Origin of the sequence: Arthrobacter sp. BE255 (assembly GCF_031457335.1) — a bacterium.
GTDB lineage: Bacteria > Actinomycetota > Actinomycetes > Actinomycetales > Micrococcaceae > Arthrobacter.
Map to the genome: position 1 here is coordinate 265608 of NZ_JAVDWK010000003.1, position 17559 is coordinate 283166.

General features: G+C 65.1%; 15 protein-coding genes. 12 read left to right on the forward strand and 3 right to left on the reverse strand.

The window, feature by feature from the left end; translation table 11 throughout:
• Nucleotides 1-319 precede the first annotated feature (319 nt).
• The 5 genes from J2X42_RS07540 to J2X42_RS07560 all read left to right on the forward strand — a co-directional run bounded on the left by J2X42_RS07540 (nt 320) and on the right by J2X42_RS07560 (nt 5838).
• Nucleotides 320-1405 carry a PhoH family protein gene (locus J2X42_RS07540; protein WP_310163803.1) on the forward strand — a complete coding sequence of 362 codons (1086 nt, stop codon included), beginning with the start codon at nt 320-322 and terminating at the stop codon, nt 1403-1405.
• The gene (gene ybeY / locus J2X42_RS07545; protein WP_310163806.1) at nt 1402-1875 is read left to right on the forward strand and encodes an rRNA maturation RNase YbeY; all 474 of its coding nucleotides are present in this window, start codon (nt 1402-1404) and stop codon (nt 1873-1875) included. Before J2X42_RS07540 ends, ybeY begins: the two co-directional genes overlap by 4 nt.
• Nucleotides 1872-3203 carry a hemolysin family protein gene (locus tag J2X42_RS07550; RefSeq protein ID WP_310163807.1) on the forward strand — a complete coding sequence of 444 codons (1332 nt, stop codon included), beginning with the start codon at nt 1872-1874 and terminating at the stop codon, nt 3201-3203. The genes ybeY and J2X42_RS07550 overlap by 4 nt, the downstream gene beginning before the upstream one ends.
• Nucleotides 3187-4161, forward strand: coding sequence for a GTPase Era (gene era, locus J2X42_RS07555; protein ID WP_310163808.1), 975 nt, complete (start codon nt 3187-3189; stop codon nt 4159-4161). The genes J2X42_RS07550 and era overlap by 17 nt, the downstream gene beginning before the upstream one ends.
• A 222-nt stretch (nt 4162-4383) precedes the next feature.
• Complete coding sequence (locus J2X42_RS07560) at nt 4384-5838, forward strand: LCP family protein (protein WP_310164299.1); 1455 nt, start codon at nt 4384-4386, stop codon at nt 5836-5838.
• Nucleotides 5839-5907: 69 nt separating this feature from the next.
• On the opposite strand, the gene J2X42_RS07565 is transcribed toward J2X42_RS07560, so the two are convergent.
• Nucleotides 5908-7860, reverse strand: coding sequence for a M13-type metalloendopeptidase (locus tag J2X42_RS07565; protein WP_310163809.1), 1953 nt, complete (start codon nt 7858-7860; stop codon nt 5908-5910).
• Nucleotides 7861-8113: 253 nt separating this feature from the next.
• On the opposite strand from J2X42_RS07565, the gene leuA reads away from it, so the two are divergent.
• From leuA to J2X42_RS07580, 3 genes are all read left to right on the forward strand, one after another.
• On the forward strand, nt 8114-9853 hold the full coding sequence (gene leuA / locus J2X42_RS07570) for a 2-isopropylmalate synthase (RefSeq protein ID WP_310163811.1): 1740 nt from the start codon (nt 8114-8116) through the stop codon (nt 9851-9853).
• An 89-nt stretch (nt 9854-9942) separates the two neighbouring features.
• Nucleotides 9943-10695 (forward strand): DNA repair protein RecO, encoded by a 753-nt coding sequence (gene recO / locus J2X42_RS07575; RefSeq protein ID WP_310163812.1) that lies wholly within the window; start codon nt 9943-9945, stop codon nt 10693-10695.
• Nucleotides 10696-10697: 2 nt separating this feature from the next.
• Nucleotides 10698-11525 carry an isoprenyl transferase gene (locus J2X42_RS07580; RefSeq protein WP_310163814.1) on the forward strand — a complete coding sequence of 276 codons (828 nt, stop codon included), beginning with the start codon at nt 10698-10700 and terminating at the stop codon, nt 11523-11525.
• Here J2X42_RS07580 and J2X42_RS07585 read toward each other — a convergent pair.
• Complete coding sequence (locus J2X42_RS07585; protein ID WP_310163815.1) at nt 11483-12478, reverse strand: alpha/beta hydrolase; 996 nt, start codon at nt 12476-12478, stop codon at nt 11483-11485. The two genes, J2X42_RS07580 and J2X42_RS07585, sit on opposite strands and share 43 nt — an antisense overlap.
• 125 nt (nt 12479-12603) lie before the next feature.
• Here J2X42_RS07585 and J2X42_RS07590 point away from each other — a divergent pair, with 125 nt between their 5' ends.
• Nucleotides 12604-13674, forward strand: a complete 1071-nt coding sequence (locus J2X42_RS07590; RefSeq protein ID WP_310163817.1) for a quinone-dependent dihydroorotate dehydrogenase — start codon at nt 12604-12606, stop codon at nt 13672-13674.
• Nucleotides 13675-13761: 87 nt separating this feature from the next.
• Here the strand turns inward: J2X42_RS07590 and J2X42_RS07595 are convergent, their stop codons facing one another.
• Entirely contained in the window at nt 13762-14364 is a 603-nt protein-coding gene (locus J2X42_RS07595; RefSeq protein ID WP_310163819.1) for a DUF3043 domain-containing protein, read from the reverse strand.
• Between the two features lie 110 nt (nt 14365-14474).
• Here J2X42_RS07595 and J2X42_RS07600 point away from each other — a divergent pair, with 110 nt between their 5' ends.
• From J2X42_RS07600 to coxB, 3 genes are all read left to right on the forward strand, one after another.
• Nucleotides 14475-15905: a dipeptidase gene (locus tag J2X42_RS07600; protein WP_310163820.1), complete on the forward strand. Its 1431-nt coding sequence runs from the start codon at nt 14475-14477 to the stop codon at nt 15903-15905.
• Nucleotides 15906-16111: 206 nt separating this feature from the next.
• Nucleotides 16112-16501, forward strand: coding sequence for an iron-sulfur cluster assembly accessory protein (locus tag J2X42_RS07605; protein WP_066291471.1), 390 nt, complete (start codon nt 16112-16114; stop codon nt 16499-16501).
• A gap of 184 nt (nt 16502-16685) precedes the next feature.
• Nucleotides 16686-17558, forward strand: a complete 873-nt coding sequence (gene coxB / locus J2X42_RS07610; RefSeq protein ID WP_310163824.1) for a cytochrome c oxidase subunit II — start codon at nt 16686-16688, stop codon at nt 17556-17558.
• Nucleotide 17559: the final 1 nt, after the last annotated feature.

The window sequence follows — 17559 nt, forward strand, 5'->3', positions numbered from 1 at the left end:
TTGATTTCCAGCATCGCACAAGGAAACTGGCCCTGAGGGCCGAACCCGGCCGGCCGGTGCAACTGCAACGGGAACGATATGAGGCCGATACGAAGTTGATACCTAATGACGGCAACTTCCCGGCCCCGGGGGCCGTTCCGATACCGCCGGCGGGCCGCGCAGAGCCGCTGTGAAGCCCTCGCCTCAGCCGCCTCTGGCCCTGCGCTGGCGTAAGATGGTATGAACCCGGAGACCTCCGGCGGGTGTGGCAACACGCCCGGGCGGTCCACGGAATACCGAATTTGAACTGGAGGGGACCACAGGCCTGCGGGCCAGCACCATGACTGAATCAGCGAACGGAAAGCGCCGGCTGAATACTGAGCGCACCGCAGGAGAATTTCCCCACACCCTTCCCGGCATCCGGACGGAGGTGGTCGTTTTTGACAACTCCGATCAGATGGTCCAGTCGCTCGGCAGCCATGATGAGGCCCTCCGTTTCATCGAAGAGCAGTTCCCGGCCGTCAATTTCCATGTGCGCGGCAATGAACTGTCCATCAGCGGACCTGCCGCCGATGTCCCCAGGATCATGCGGCTGCTGCAGGAGGTCCGGGGCCTGGTCGCCCGCGGCACAGTGATCAGCCCCGCCGTGCTGCAGCAACTCGTGGCCCTGCTGAGGAGCCAGTCCCTGCAGAACCCGGTTGATGTCCTGACCCACGACATCCTTTCCAGCCGTGGCAGGACCATCCGGCCCAAAACGCTGAACCAGAAAAACTACGTGGACGCCATCGACGCCAACACGGTGATTTTCGGCATCGGCCCCGCAGGCACAGGCAAGACGTACCTGGCCATGGCCAAGGCGGTACAGGCGCTTCAGCAGAAGGAAGTCAGCCGCATCATCCTGACCCGGCCTGCTGTTGAAGCCGGCGAGCGGCTCGGGTTCCTGCCTGGCACGCTCAGCGACAAGATCGACCCCTACCTCAGGCCGCTCTACGATGCCCTCCACGACATGATGGATCCGGAATCCATCCCGCGGCTCATGGCCGCCGGCACCATCGAAGTGGCTCCGCTTGCGTACATGCGCGGCCGTACCCTCAACGACGCCTTCATCATTCTCGACGAAGCACAGAACACCACGCCCGAACAGATGAAGATGTTCCTCACCAGGCTCGGTTTTGGTTCCAAAATGGTGGTCACCGGCGACGTCACCCAGGTGGACCTCCCGTTCGGGACCCGCTCCGGGCTGCGCATCGTGGAGGAAATCCTGCGCGGCATCGAGGACATCAACTTCTCGGTCCTGGACGCCACCGACGTCGTACGCCACCGCCTCGTCGGGGACATCGTCCAGGCCTACAGCGTCTGGGACGACGTCCAGCGGAACAGGGTCAAGCATTCGGTAGGCCGTGAAAAGCAGGGGGAGCGCGCATGAGCATCGAAGTGAACAACGAATCCGGTGTCCAGGTGGACGAGGCAGAGCTCGTGGCGCTGTCGCGGTATATTTTTGGCCAGCTGTACATCCACCCGCAGGCCGAACTGTCCATTCTCCTGGTGGATGAACCGGCGATGGAGAAGCTCCACATCGAACTGATGGACGAGCCAGGGTCCACGGATGTCCTCTCGGTACCCATGGATGAGCTGACCCCCGGCACGCCGGACCGGCCCACCCCGCAGGGAATGCTGGGTGACATCGCCGTCTGCCCGCAGGTGGCCAAAGTGCAGGCGAAAAATGCGGGGCACTCCCTCCAGGACGAGATGCTCCTGCTGACAACGCACGGAATCCTCCACCTTCTCGGATACGACCACGCCGAGCCCGAAGAAAAGGCTGAGATGTTCGGGCTCCAGCGCGAACTGCTGTCCGGCTTCACCGGCAAAGAAGCACCCGCCGAGACAACGCAGTGACGCCCCTGCTCCTTGTTGGCATGGCCCTGGCGTTCCTCAGCATTGCCGCCGTCCTGACCGCGGCCGAGGCTGCCTTCAATTTTCTTCCGCGGCACGACGCCGAAGAGGCTCTCCTCAGGAGCCGCGGGAACGCCATGAGGAGCATCATGGCGCACCCGGTGGCCCACATCCGCGCACTGAGGTTCTGGCGGATCTGGTTCGAGATGGCATCCGCGGTGGCAGTTGCCGTCCTGCTGCACAGCCTTCTGGACAACGTTTGGCTCGCCGGGCTGGCAGCCACCGGGATTATGGCCCTGCTCGGATTCGTCATCGTCGGTGTCTCGCCGCGTCAGCTCGGCCGGCTCCACTCGGCAGCGGTGGTGAGGTTCACGGCGCCCCTCATCCGTTTCCTCACCTGGGTCCTGGGACCCATCCCTGCGTGGCTGGTGGCGCTCGGCAGTGCCGCCGCGCCGGGTGCGCCGGGAGGCGATGAGGCATTCTTCAGCGAACAGGAATTCCGCGAACTTGTGGACCGGGCCAGTGAATCGGACATGATCGAGGACACCGAGGCGGAGATGATCCAGTCCGTCTTCGACTTCGGCGACACCTTGGTGCGCGCCGTCATGGTGCCCCGGACAGACATCCTCAGCATCGACGCCGGATCCAGCCTCAGGCGTGCCATGTCCCTGTTCCTGCGGTCCGGCTATTCCCGGATTCCGGTAATACAGGACAACACGGACCAGATCCTGGGCATCGTCTACCTCAAGGACGTTGCCGCCACGCTTCACGAACTGGGGCCCGACGAAGAGCCGCCGCCCGTCGAATCACTGGCCCGTGAGGTGCGCTACGTTCCGGAATCCAAGCCGGTCAGCGACCTCCTCCGGGAACTCCAGAAGGAATCAACGCACGTAGCCATCGTGATTGACGAATACGGCGGCACGGCCGGCCTGGTCACACTGGAGGATCTCATCGAGGAGATCGTCGGGGAGATCGTGGACGAATACGACACTGAAAGCGCCGAGGCCGTAGCGCTGGAGGACGGCTCCTACCGGGTCAGTTCCCGTATGAGCATTGATGACCTTGGCGAACTTTTTGACATCGAACTCGACGACGACGAAGTCGACACCGTGGGAGGGCTGCTGGCAAAGGCCCTTGGCCGGGTACCAATTGTCGGGAGCACCGTGGAGGTGGGCGGCATAGCGCTGCGCGCCGAACGCCTTGAAGGCCGCCGCAACCGTGTCAGCCACATCGTTGCGGCAGCCGTACCAAAAGTAGACACTGACCTTGAAGACCTCCTCGACGAGGCGGAAACAACCCAGCAGGGAGTTCCACGTGAGCAAGAAAAATAACCACCCAGGCAACAAGGATGCCGCCAAAGAAGACTTCGGCGGCTTCCGCGCCGGCTTTGCCGTGCTGGTGGGACGTCCCAACGCCGGCAAGTCCACCCTGACCAACGCCCTGGTGGGCCAGAAAGTGGCCATCACCTCGGCCAAGCCGCAGACCACCCGCCACACCATCCGCGGGATCGTCCACCGGGACGACGCCCAGCTGATCCTGGTGGACACTCCCGGTCTGCACCGCCCCCGCACGCTGCTGGGAAAACGCCTCAACGACCTCGTCGCTGACACCCTCGCCGAGGTTGACGCCATCGGCTTCTGCCTGCCGGCCAACGAGAAAATCGGCCCGGGTGACAAATTTATCGCTGCCCAGCTCGCCGCCATCGGCAACAAGCCGGTCATCGCGATCGTCACGAAGTCCGACACGGTGGACCAGCAAGGCCTCACCGAGCAGCTCCTCGCCGTCGACGCCCTCGGCCGGGAGGTCCTCGGTGAGGACGGCTGGAAGGACATCGTCCCGGTGTCCGCCACCGACGGCTTCCAGGTGGGCATCGTCGCCGACGTCCTGATCAGCCACATGCCGGCGTCCCCGCCCCTCTACCCGGACGGGCACCTGACGGACGAGCCCGAAGCCGTCATGATCGCCGAACTCATCCGGGAAGCTGCCCTGGAAGGCGTGCGCGACGAACTGCCGCATTCCCTGGCCGTTGTCGTGGACGAAATCGTGCCCCGTGAAGGCCGCCCCGAGGACCGGCCGTTCCTGGACGTCCGGGTAAACCTCTATGTGGAGCGGCCGTCCCAGAAGGCCATCATCATTGGCAAGGGCGGGGCCAGGCTCCGCGAGGTGGGTACCAACGCGCGCAAGGGAATCGAGGCGCTGCTCGGCGCCCGTATCTACCTGGACCTTCACGTGAAGGTGGCCAAGGACTGGCAACGGGACCCCAAACAGCTGGTCAAGCTAGGCTTCTGAGAACATCCCAGCGGGTGCCCCTGGCCGGGGCACCCGGCTTTTTCCCAGCCTGGACTACTAAAATGGGCCGGATTCAGATTTTAGAGGAAGGTACACCCTGTGGTTCGAGGCCGCGACGAGCGCGAGTACGGAGCTGACCTGTCAGCCGGATCAGGACCAGTTTCCCGCCACGCGAAAGACGCCGGGGTGGGTGCAGCCCGCCACCTGGGATCGCAGCGCCGGATGCCGGTGTGGCTGAAAGTGGCCACAGCAGTCGTCACCGTTGTGGTGGTGGGCGGCCTTGCCTTCGCCGGGTACTGGTACTTCCGGCTTCAGTCCAACATCTCCAAGGCGCCGCTGACCGCAGGGGATGGCAACTCCAACCCTGTGAGCGACGCCAACGACCGGATGCAGATCCTTATCCTCGGCTCCGATACCAGGGACGGCAAGAACTCCGAGTACGGCGCGGCTGATCTCTCCAGCGGCTACGGGCAGTCCGACGTGATGATGCTGATGGACATTTCAGCCGACAACAAGCGCGTCAATGTCATTAGCTTCCCCCGGGACCTGCTGGTGGACATTCCCCAGTGCAAGGACCAGAAAACAAACCAGGTCTACCCCGCCCGCAGCGGAGTCATGATCAACGAGGCGATGGCCCAGGCCGGCATCGGGTGCGCGGTGGACACCGTCAACAAACTCACCGGCCTCGAAGTGGACCACTTCATGATGGCCGACTTCAACGCCGTCAAGGAGCTGTCCAACACCGTCGGTGGTGTTGAGGTATGCATCAGCGACGCCGTTTACGATCCTGACTCACGCCTCCGCCTCCCGAAGGGGACGTCCGCCGTGCAGGGCGAAATGGCCCTTGCCTTCCTGCGGACCCGGCACGCTTTCGCAGACGGCGGCGACCTGGGGCGAATAAAGGCCCAGCAGGGTTTCCTCTCCTCCCTGACCCGCAAGATCAAGGACGAAGGCACCCTGTCCGATCCCGGCAAGATGCTACGGATCGCTGACACTGTCACGCAGAATCTCACCGTGGACGAAGGGCTGGCCTCGGTGCCGTCCCTGCTCACGATCGGCAACCGGCTCAAAAACATCGACATCAGCAAGGTTGCCTTCGTAGCCGTTCCCACCACGCCTGCCGTGCAGGATCCGAACCGGCTGGAAATCGCCGAACCTGCGGGCGCCCAGCTGTTTTCGGCGCTCCGCAAGGACGTGGACCTCACCGACCCCACGGCCCCCACCACGCCGTCGCCCTCTGATACGGCAACCCCTGCCCCCACCGCAACGCCGACCGAAACTGTTCCGCCTGCACCTCCCTACGACAAGGCACTCCAGCCAGTGACCGTGGCGAACGGCACGGGCGTTCCCGGGCGGGCGCAGGAGATTATCCAGGCGCTGGTGTCCGGCGGCTTCACCCAGACCGGCCGGCTGGAAGCCCAGCCCGTGGCACAGTCCGTGGTCTACTACGGATCCGAGTTCGCGGATGTGGCCGCGGATGTGGCTGCCCTACTGGGAATTCCCGCGGCACAGATGCTGCCCGCCCCGGCGGTGGTCGGCGTCCAGGTTTACCTCGGCACCGACTTCACCAGCGGTGCCACGTACGGAGCGGCTGCCCTCCCTGGGGACATCGTTAACCAGACTGCGGGTGACGCCGTCTGCCAGCAGGCGAACCCGGAGCTCATCGTCGCGGGCTGAACGGGTTACCCGCGTTCAAGCGAAAGGGCGGGCCGGCACGTTCGTGGCGGCCCGCCCTTTCGCCCCGGTTTACCAGATGCTGACGCGGTCCTCGCGCGGCATCCACATGCCGTCCTGTTCGGTCACGCCGAACGCTTCGTGGAAGGCATCCAGGTTTTTGGCGATCGCGTTGGTCCGGAACTCGTTGGGGGAGTGCGGATCCGTGGCCAGCCTGCGGATGGCTTCCTCGGACCTGATGACCTGGCGCCAGCCGGCCGCCCATGACGCGAAGAAGCGCTGCTGCCCCGTCAGCCCGTCAAGAACTTCCGGCTCCTTGCCGTCGAGGCTGATCAGGTAGGCCTTGTAGGCAATGGTCAGGCCGCCCAGGTCGCCGATGTTTTCGCCAAGGGTCAGGCGGCCGTTGACGTTGTGGCCGGGCGCCGCATAGGGGGACAGTGCGTCGTACTGGGCCACGAGCTTGGCTGTCAGTTCCTCGAACGCTTTCCGGTCCTCTTCGGTCCACCAGTTCCGCAGCGCGCCGCCGCCGTCGAACTGGGACCCCTGGTCGTCAAAACCATGGCCGATCTCGTGGCCGATGACGGCTCCGATGCCACCGTAATTGACCGCGTCATCCGCGTCGGCGGTAAAGAACGGCGGCTGCAGGATGGCTGCCGGGAAAACGATCTCATTCAGCATGGGGTGGTAGTAGGCGTTGACCGTCTGCGGGGTCATGAGCCACTTGTTGAGGTCCACGGGCTTGCCTACCTCGTCGAGGTGGCGGTCGACGTCGGCATTGTGCGCCCGCTCTACGTTCCCCAGGAGGTCCTTGGGGTCGATTTCCACGGCGGAGTAGTCAATCCATTTGTCCGGGTAGCCGATCTTGGCCCGGAATGCGGCCAACTTGCGCAGTGCTTCGGCCTTGGTGTCCTCGCCCATCCAGTCAAGGCCGGTGATGCTTTGGCGGTACGCCTCGATGAGGTTGGACACCAGGGACTGCATGCGTGCCTTGTGCGTTTCGGGGAAGTGCCGTGAGACGTAGATCTGTCCTACGGCTTCACCGAGGGCTGCTTCGACGACGCCGACCCCGCGCTTCCAGCGGTCCTTGTTCCGCGGTGTGCCGCTGATGGTGGTTCCGTAGAACGCGAAGTTTGCGTCCACGAATGCCTGGGACAGGTATGGCGCGGCGGCGCCGATAACCCGCATGGCAAGCCATTCCTGCCACGTGCCGAGGGGCTCAGATTCGAGGAGCCCGCTGGCGCCGCTGAAGAAGTCCGGTGTGCTGACGACAATTTCCTGCCGCTTGCCAGCATCGATGCCTGCTGCGTCGAACCATGTTCCGAGCAGGGGGAACAGCGCGGCAGCTTCGTCGGCGGTCTTGAGGTTGTAGGTCTTTTGCGGGTCCCGCAGGGTGACGTTGTCCCAGTGGTGTGAGGCCAGCCGGGTTTCCAGGCCCACCACCCGGGCCGAGGCTTCCTCGGGATTCCCGACGCCGGCGAGGGTAAACATGGCGCGCACGTGATCCCCGTACGCCGTGACCATCGGAGCGAACTTCTCCTCTCGGTAGTACGACTCATCCGGCAGTCCAAGGCCGCCCTGGCCTGTGTACAGCAGGATGCGGTCCGGGTTCCCGGCGTCAGGCGCGGGATAGATGTAGAAGAGTCCCGAGACATCGGCCCGGAAAAGCCGTCCGGCCAAGGCTACGAGCTCGGCAGCGGTGCCGGTGGCGAACACGTCGGCCAGCCGGTCGCGGATGGGATCCATGCCCTTGGCCTCCACGGTGGCCTCGTCCATGAAGCTGTTGTAGAGGTCGCCCACTTTCCGCTCGATGCCGCTGGCTGTTTCGCCCTTGCCGGCAGCCTCCTCGATGATGTCGCGGACTGCGATTTCCGCTCCGTCCCGCAGCGCGGTGAAAGTTCCCTCGAGCGGGCGGTCATCCGGAATTTCGGTGGCCTTGAGCCAGGACCCGTTCACGTGCTGGTACAGGTCATCCTGCGGCCGGACGCTGTGGTCAATATTGGACAGATCGATCCCCGAGATGGGCACGTAAGCTCCTTCGTGTGACGGTCCGCGCCGGTGCCGGCACCGGCGCGGGGTCTGCATGCTGGACGACAAGGACGGTGGTGCCCTCTCATCTTACGCACGCGTGCTACCCTCAAATGGTGCGCGCAGAGCTCCTCCTTCTTAGCTGCCGCGGCGAGGCCTCAGACGCGATCTAGCGCAAGGCCCACCCTCGTCGCGGAGTTTGTGTTGCCCGGCCACCTTTCAGATAAGAACCACAGAAAAGGCCCCGATAGTAATGCGAAACGCACAGAAGCCCTCAGGAATGCCCGCCCACCGGTACCGCCCGTTCCACGAGCAGATCACCGTTGAGGTTCCGGACCGCACCTGGCCGGACAAGATCATCACCAAGGCCCCGCGCTGGTGCGCCGTGGACCTGCGCGACGGCAACCAGGCCCTGATTGACCCGATGAGCCCCGCCCGCAAAATGAAGATGTTCGACCTGCTGGTCCGCATGGGCTACAAGGAGATCGAGGTCGGGTTCCCCTCCGCTTCCCAGACCGACTTCGACTTCGTCCGCCAGCTGATCGAAGGCAACCACATTCCGGACGACGTCACCATCCAGGTGCTGACGCAGGCCCGCGAACACCTGATCGAGCGGACCTACGAGTCCCTGGTTGGCGCCAAGCAGGCCATCGTCCACCTGTACAACTCCACATCCGTGCTGCAGCGCCGCGTGGTGTTCAACCAGGATGAGGACGGAATCCTGGACATCGCACTCCAGGGCGCCCGGTTGTGCAAGAAGTACGAGGAAACCCTCGTCGATACGCACGTCACGTATGAGTACTCTCCGGAGTCCTTCACCGGAACCGAACTGGAGTACGCGGTCCGCGTGTGCAACGCGGTTGCAGACGTCTTCGAAGCTTCTGCGGACAGCCAGGTCATCATCAACCTGCCTGCCACGGTGGAAATGGCCACCCCGAACGTCTACGCCGACTCCATCGAGTGGATGAGCCGGAACCTGCACCCCCGTGAGGGCATCATCCTCTCCCTGCACCCGCACAACGACCGCGGCACCGGCGTCGCGGCGGCCGAGCTGGGCTACATGGCCGGCGCTGACAGGATCGAAGGCTGCCTCTTCGGCAACGGCGAGCGGACCGGAAACGTTGACCTGGTGACCTTGGGCCTGAACCTCTTCGTCCAGGGCATCGACCCGATGATCGACTTCTCCGATATCGACGACGTCCGCCGCACGGTTGAATACTGCAACCAGCTGCCCGTGGCGGAGCGTTCACCGTACGGCGGGGACCTGGTGTTCACAGCCTTCTCCGGCTCGCACCAGGACGCTATCAAGAAGGGCTTCGAGGCGCTGGAACGGGATGCCGCCGCTGCCGGCAAGGACGTCGCCGACTTCACCTGGCAGGTCCCGTACCTGCCCGTGGATCCCAAGGACCTGGGCCGCAGCTACGAAGCCGTCATCAGGGTGAACTCCCAGTCCGGCAAGGGCGGCGTGGCTTACCTGCTCAAGAACGAGCACAGCCTGGACCTGCCGCGCCGCGCCCAGATCGAATTCTCCGGTGTGATCCAGAAGCGCACCGACACCGTGGGTGGCGAAGTCAGCGGCTCCCAGCTCTGGCAGGTTTTCCAGGACGAGTACCTGCCCGCGAGCGAGTCCGACGGGCAGTGGGGCCGTTATTCCCTGGGAACCGTCCGCACCGAAACGGACGAGAACGGCGGCATGACGCTGCACGCATCCCTCGGCATCGACGGCAGCCAGGTGAACCGGACCGGAACCGGTAACGGCCCGATTGCCGCACTGCTGGACATCCTCGGCCAGGACGGCGTGGATGTCAGGGTCCTGGACTACAGCGAGCACGCCCTCTCCGAAGGCGGCAACGCCATGGCCGCGGCCTACGTCGAATGCGCCGTCGGGGAGCGCGTGCTGTGGGGCGTCGGGATCGATGCCAACACCAGCATGTCCTCGCTCAAGGCAGTCATCTCCGCCGTCAACCGCGCCATCAGGGATGCCCGCGCCTGATCCGGTCGCGTTGCGCGCCGGCACCCCCGGCGCGCAACGCCTGCCCGTCCCAATGGGCGGCATTCCGCCAGACAATGGGAAGATTAAGCGTGGTCCAACAATCCTTCGCTGCCCGGTCCTACCGGGACGACGCCGTGGTGCTCCGCACGCATAAGCTGGGCGAGGCGGACCGCATCATCACGCTGCTGACCAAGCACCACGGGCAGGTCCGGGCCGTGGCCAAGGGCGTGCGCCGGACCAGCAGCCGTTTCGGCGCGAGGCTCGAACCGTTTATGGTGGCCGACCTCCAGCTTGTGTCAGGCCGGACCCTGGACATCGTCACCCAGGCGGTCGCCAAGGGGGCCTACGGCGGGAACATCGCTGCCGACTACGGCCGCTACACCGTGGCCGCAGCCATGACTGAAACGGCGGAAAAACTCACCGATGTCGACGGCGAAGCCGGGACCGCCCAGTACAACCTTCTCGTTGGCGCGCTGGCGTCGCTGAGTCGGGATGAGCATTCCGCCGGCCTGATCCTCGATTCCTACCTGCTGCGGGCGCTGGCCACCGGCGGTTGGGCGCCCAGCTTCACGGACTGTGCCCGCTGCAGCAGGCCCGGACCGCACACGGCATTCTCGGCACCCCTGGGCGGGATGGTCTGCAACGACTGCCGCCCGCCGGGTTCTCCCGCCCCGGCAGCGGAAACAGTTGTGCTGCTCAGTGCCCTGCTGACCGGGAACTGGCCGGCGGCGGACGGGTCGTTGCCCGTCCACCGCCGGGAAGCTGCCGGACTGGTGGCTGCCTACCTGCAATGGCACCTGGAACGTGTCGTGAAATCACTCAAACATGTGGAGCGTACCTGACTGTGGCTTTGGGAAAAAAGAACAGCCCGTCCCGAAAGCGGACCACCCCGGTGGAGGCGCCTTACCCGCACCCGTCCGGTGCCGTGGCGCCGTCCATTCCCGCCGAGTTCATTCCCCGGCACGTAGCCATCGTGATGGATGGCAACGGCCGGTGGGCCAACCAGCGGGGACTGCCCAGGATTGAGGGGCACAAGGCCGGCGAGCCGGCTCTGCTGGACGTCATGGCTGGTGCGATCGAACTGGGCATCGAGTACGTGAGCGTTTACGCATTCTCCACCGAGAACTGGCGCCGCTCACCCGAGGAGGTCCGGTTCCTGATGGGATTTAACAAGGATGTGCTACGACGGCAGCGCAACCAGTTGGACGCCTGGGGTGTGCGGGTCCGCTGGTCGGGTCGCCGGCCCAAGCTGTGGGGCTCGGTCATCCGCGAACTGGAGGAAGCCGAGGAGTACACGGCGGGCAACAGCACGTGCACGCTGAACATGTGTGTTAACTACGGCGGCCGCGCGGAGATCACGGACGCCGTGTCCTCGATCGCCGCTGAGGTGGCCGCCGGCCGGCTCAGGCCCGGGGCCATCACGGAAAAGACCATCCAGAAATACCTGGACGAGCCGGACCTGCCGGACGTAGACCTGTTCCTGCGGAGTTCGGGGGAGCAGCGGCTGTCCAACTTCCTGCTGTGGCAGTCGGCCTATGCCGAGTTTGTCTTTATGGACACGCTGTGGCCGGACGTTGACCGGCGGACCCTGTGGGACGCCGTCGAAATCTACGCCCAGCGGGACCGGCGTTACGGCGGCGCGGTTGATGCGGCGTCGCCCTCACCCGCGTAGCCGCGCAACCAGCGGGCCAGGCGTGCGTAGGCATCAGCGCGCACCTTGGGCGGTGAAAGAAAGACGTCATGAAGTGCTCCGTCGATACGCTCTACTGTGACGGTGCGCCCCAGCGTCAATGCACGGAGGGCAATGATGTTCACGTCAAGCACGGCGTCCGTCCGCCGCATCTCTTCGGTCCAGAAAGGCCCGTTCGCACTTCCCTGGGAGAGCAGGACAAGGATGGGGATCCCGATTCCCAGTCCGCGCGCCACCTTCGCGTGGCCGGCCAGGATGGCGCTCAGCCAGCCGGCACGCAGCGGGAAGGCCATGGGCGGCCGGTATCGGTCGTCCAGGGGCCACTCGCCTTCAGCCGAACTGCTGATGGTGCGCCAGTAGAAGCCCCGCTCCGGCAATCGCAGGATGGCCTCGGGCCGGAACCGCGCCATCGGCGCCACCATGGTTGACGCGGCCCGCCGCACCAGGGAGTTGCCGTGCATTTCCAGCCAGGGGCTGTTCAGGATCAGCTGCGAGGCCGCTCCGGGGTGGTTGGCTACCCACAGCGCTGCGACCAGGCCGCCGGTGGAGTGCCCCATCAGCGTGAGTTCCGGCTGCGGCTCGCCGCTGCCGATGACGCCTATTGCCTTGCTGATCTCTGCGTCGTAGTCCGCCAGGTCCCCGACGTAGCCGCCGGGCGCGTCCGGGCGAAGGCTCCGTCCGTGGTTGTGCATGTCCAGGGCATGGAAGTCGTAGCCGCGGTCTGCCCAGAACCGGGCGAGGTCCACGTTGAAGAAGTAGTCGCTCCATCCGTGCAGGAAGAGCACAGCACGACGGCGGCCCGAAGCCTTGGGAGCCTGACCGGCGGCCGGGCGGTACCTGACGAGGGTCGCGGTCCGCGCCACGCCGTCCTCACCGGCCGCCTCGAAGCTGCAGGCTTCGAAGCCGTCACCAAGGATGTCGGGGTGCCAGTCCATGAATGAATGCTAGTCCGCGTTCCTACCCATGAGTAGCGGCGTGGCCGGCGGTTGCAAGGAGGACGTCGTGGCGGATGTTGCCGTTCCGGTTTGGTCTGCGCCGCCCCAGACGGAAAACTAGAGGCATGCGCGTATATCCCACATTCTTTAAGCTGGCCTTTTCATGGATGGACGCCGAACGCGCCCACAAGATCGGATTCAAGGGCATCAGGCTTGCGCATTCCTCCGGTGCCGGCAGGATCCTGCAGAAGTTCACTGCCCCGTCGCCGTCGCTGCAGACCACGGCCTTCGGCCTGACCTTCCCCTCGCCGTTCGGCCTGGCAGCGGGTTTTGACAAGGAAGGCCACGGCATCGAGGCGCTCACCGAGCTGGGCTTCGGCCACGTGGAAGTGGGGACCATTACGGGCCAGGCCCAGCCGGGCAACCCCAAGCCCCGCCTTTTCAGGCTGATCGAAGACCGGGCGGTCATCAACCGGATGGGCTTCAACAACGATGGCGCGGCCACCGTTGAGCCCCGCTTGAAGGCGGCGCGGGCCGCGCTGCAGCGCCGGCATCCCGGCGTACGTCCCGTCATCGGCGTGAACATCGGCAAAAGCAAAGTCGTGGAGCTGGAGGACGCCATTGCGGATTACCTCGTCAGCGCCCGCAGCCTCGCTCCCGCCGCCGACTACCTGGTGGTCAACGTCAGTTCGCCCAACACCCCCGGGCTTCGGTTGCTGCAGGACGTCGAGAGCCTCCGCCCGCTGCTGGCCGCAGTGGGGGAGGAAGCCGACAGGTCGGCGGGCCGCCACGTTCCCCTGCTGGTCAAGATCGCCCCGGACCTCAGCGACGAGGACATCGACGACGTCGCCCGCCTGGCGCTGGACCTCGGGCTGGACGGCATTATTGCCACCAACACCACCATCGGGCGCTCCGGCCTCAGCTCGGCACCCGACAGCATTGAAAAAGCAGGCGCCGGCGGCCTGTCCGGCGCGCCGCTGAAGCAGCGGTCCCTGGAGGTCCTCCGCCGGCTGCGGGACGCCACCGGGGGAGCACTCACCCTCGTGGCCGTCGGCGGTGTGGAAAACGCCCGGGACGTCCAGGACCGCCTCGATGCCGGGGCCACCCTGGTCCAGGGCTACACGGCCTTCCTCTACGAGGGGCCCTTCTGGGCGGCCCGGATCAACCGGCAGCTGGCGAAGAACCGCCGGTCCTGACGGTCCGCTAAAACAAAAACCCCGGCGGGTGAACCCGCCGGGGTTTTCTGCAGCTGGGGGCCGTGATGCGCGTGCACCGGCCGGAAGTTAGGAGGGGTATTCGCCGCGTTTGACGAGCGGCTTGGGCAACCGCAGTTTACGGAACTGCAGCGAACGCATGGAGCCGTACCAGACAACACCGCGCTCCACCTCGCCGAACTTCCCGGCCAGCCGCTTACGGAGCTGGCGGGACAGGATGAACACGTCCACAAAAACGGCCAGGAACATCACCCAGAAACCGCCCAGGACATAAATCATCTGCTCGCTGGTGGACGGCACCACAAGCGAAATGATGACAAAGACCAGCGCGCCGAACATCAGGTACTCGCCCAGGCTGAAACGGGCGTCGACGTAGTCACGGGCAAAGCGCTTCTGCGGGCCCTTGTCCCGCAGCGGCAGGAATTTTTCGTCCCCGGTGTCGAGGGCCTGCCGCATTTTCGTGCGCTGGTCCTGGATTGCCTGCCGTTCAGCCGCCTTTGAAGCCTTGCGGTCCTCCGGCACCAGCGGGCGCCTGCGGGCCGCCTCCTGCGCTTTGCGCTTCGGGGTGGGCACACCCTTGCCTGCCGCGGCGTCCTGCCGGGCGGCTGCTTCCGCGGCCTGCTGGTCTATCGTTTCCTGCGCCGAGGGCGCTTCCTTTTTACGTCCGAACACCCCAACAGAATACCCTGCGGCGGGCCGCCTCCGGCCCCGTGACGAACGGAGTCCGGGCGCCCGGTTGTGGTGCAGCCCACGCCGGTCTCCGGCGCAGGTAGTGTTTTGCCATGACTTCTCCTACAGCGGCAACCCCGCACAACTCCGGCAGTCCTGCAGGCGCCATCAATGCCGACGAACTCCGGCGTTCCATCGACCGTGCTTTTGCTGCCACGGTGGCCCACCTCAAGGATCTGGTGTCCATCCCGGGCATCGCCTGGCCAAGCTTCGACCCTGAACCCCTTGACCGCAGCGCACAGGCCGTGGCCGAACTCCTGCGGCGGACGGGCGTGGACGATGTCCGGATCCTGCGGTGCGACAAAGAGGACGGCACACCGGGCGGACCCGCCGTCGTGGCCCGCCGCGAGGCCTCGGCAGGCAAGCCGACCATCCTCCTGTACGCCCATCACGACGTTCAGCCACCGGGAGACCCGGCCCTGTGGGAGACGGAGCCTTTTGCCGCCGTCGAAAAGGACGGAAGGCTCTACGGCCGCGGCGCTGCCGACGACAAGGCAGGAATCATGGCCCACGTGGCCGCCTTCTCAGCCGTTTCCGAAGTCCTCGCCGACAGTTTCGGCCTGGGCGTGACCTTCTTCTTCGAAGGGGAGGAGGAAGCCGGATCACCCACCTTCCGCTCCTTCCTGGAAGCCCACCGTGAGCTGCTCCGCGCCGACGTGATCGTCGTGGCGGACTCAAGCAACTGGAAAGTCGGCATCCCCGCACTGACCACCAGCCTGCGAGGACTGGTCGACGGAACCATCGAGGTGCAGGTGCTCGAGCATGCTGTGCACTCCGGGATGTTCGGCGGTCCCGTGCTGGACGCCCCGACGTTGCTGGCCCGCCTGATCGCCACGTTGCACGACGCTGAAGGCAACGTCGCCATCCCGGGCCTGGTTTCACGTGACGATGTGGCCGTAGATCTCACCGAGGCCGAATACAGGGCGGATGCCTCGGTGCTTGACGGCGTCCGGCTGGCGGGCTCCGGCACCATCGCCTCGCGGCTCTGGACCAAGCCGGCCCTGTCGATTATCGGCTTCGACGCTCCCGCCGTGGACGTGGCCTCGAACACGCTTTTGCCGCGGGCCCGGGCGAAATTCAGCCTGCGGCTCGCGCCAGGGCAGGTTCCCGCCGAAGCGATGGACGCCGTCCGGCGGCATGTGGAGGCCAACGCGCCGTTCGGGGCGAAGGTGGTCTTCACACCGGGGGAGAGTGGCAGTTCCTTCCTGACCGACACCTCATCCAAGGCCGCGTCCCTGGCGCTCTGGGCGCTGGGGGAAGCCTGGGGTGTGCCCGCGGTGGAAATGGGAATCGGCGGTTCCATTCCGTTCATCGCCGACCTGACGGAGCTGTACCCGGACGTGCAGATCCTCGTCACCGGCGTCGAGGACCCCGATTCGCGCGCGCACAGTGCCAACGAATCCCTTCATCTTGGGGATTTCAGGAACGCCATCGTGGCGGAGGCTTTCCTCCTTGCCCGGCTGAATGCGGACGGGCTGGACTGAACGTTCGACGGCGGCAGCGGACAGCAGTGCCGCCGTCGAGGTTGCGGGACGCGCCCAGGGAACAACCATCCGGCTTCCATGGTTACGTCAGGAGTTAGAGCTACACGTCTGACCGACGTAGCATGTAGCTATAGCCCATACCGTTTCCGTAGGGGCAGGCGCCGCTGATGCGGGGCCGCCAGGGACCGTCCTAAGAAGGTAGGCCAATGAGCACCGCAACCAATGAGAACAGCACCGAAACCACCAGCGCTGCCAGCGATGAACTGGCCGCCCACGAGGTCAAGCTGACTGACGTGGCCGCAGGCAAGGTACGCAGCCTGCTCGAGCAGGAAGGCCGGACCGATCTGCGCCTCCGCGTCGCTGTCCAGCCGGGCGGCTGTTCGGGCCTGATCTACCAGCTCTACTTCGATGAGCGCCTGCTCGACGGCGACGCCGTCCGCGACTACGACGGCGTTGAAGTTGTCGTGGACAAGATGAGCGTGCCTTACCTCAGTGGCGCCAGCATCGACTTCGAGGACACCATTTCGAAGCAGGGCTTCACAATCGACAACCCCAACGCCGGCGGCTCCTGCGCCTGTGGGGATTCGTTCCACTGACCCGGACTTTTCGCCCGATGGCGGCACCTCGTGCGGCCGTGCCCGAAACGGCACGGCCGCACTGTGCCGACATGTGGGCGAAACGCCCGGCGGAGCGGTAAGCTCTACACCGAGTAGTAAAACTTTTAGTGTGCCCGGGCAGCCAACGTTGCCGGGCAACAGCAACAAGTAGGAAGGGCCGTCTGTGAGTTCGCAGAACCGAACCGGCAGCCGACGCAAAACGATCACTTCGATCTCAGGCTTGGCACTTGCCGGCGCGTTGGTTTTGACTGGATGTTCGCCAGAGGTAGAGAAGGGGTGGCTGCCCACCGAGCGTGGCACCACCAATCACACCGACCGGATCATGGACCTCTGGGTCAACTCATGGATCGCCGCACTGGTTGTGGGCATCATTACTTGGGGATTGATCGTCTGGTGCCTGGTTGCCTACCGCCGCCGCAAGGGGACCAAGGGCTTTCCCAAGCAGATCAGCTTCAACCTGCCGCTTGAGGTCTTTTACCTGACAATCCCGCTGTTCATGGTCCTGGTGTTCTTCTACTTCACCGACCGCGACCAGCAGGCCATTGATGACCGCTCACAGCCCGCCGACGTCGTTGTGGACGTCCGTGGCAAGCAGTGGGCCTGGGACTTCAACTACAAGTCCGGCGACGTCGTCGAAGAGGACGTCCACGAAGCCGGTGTCCAGGCGCACCTCACCGGCGACACCATCGACAAAGAGAAGCTCCCCACGCTGTACCTGCCCGTTGGCAAGTCCGTGGACGTAGAGCTGAACTCCCGCGATGTCATCCACTCGTTCTGGGTTCCCGCCTTCCTGCAGAAGCGCGACATGATCCCGGGCAAGACCAACTACATCAGGTTCACCCCCACCAAAGAGGGCACCTACGACGGCAAGTGCGCCGAACTCTGTGGCGAGTACCACTCCGAAATGCTGTTCCGCGTGAAAGTGGTGTCCGAGGCTGAATTCGCGGCCCACATGGACGAACTGCGCGACTCAGGCAACACGGGTCTCCTCGGCGAAGAGTACGACCGCAACCCGAACCTGAACGAAATTAAGTAAG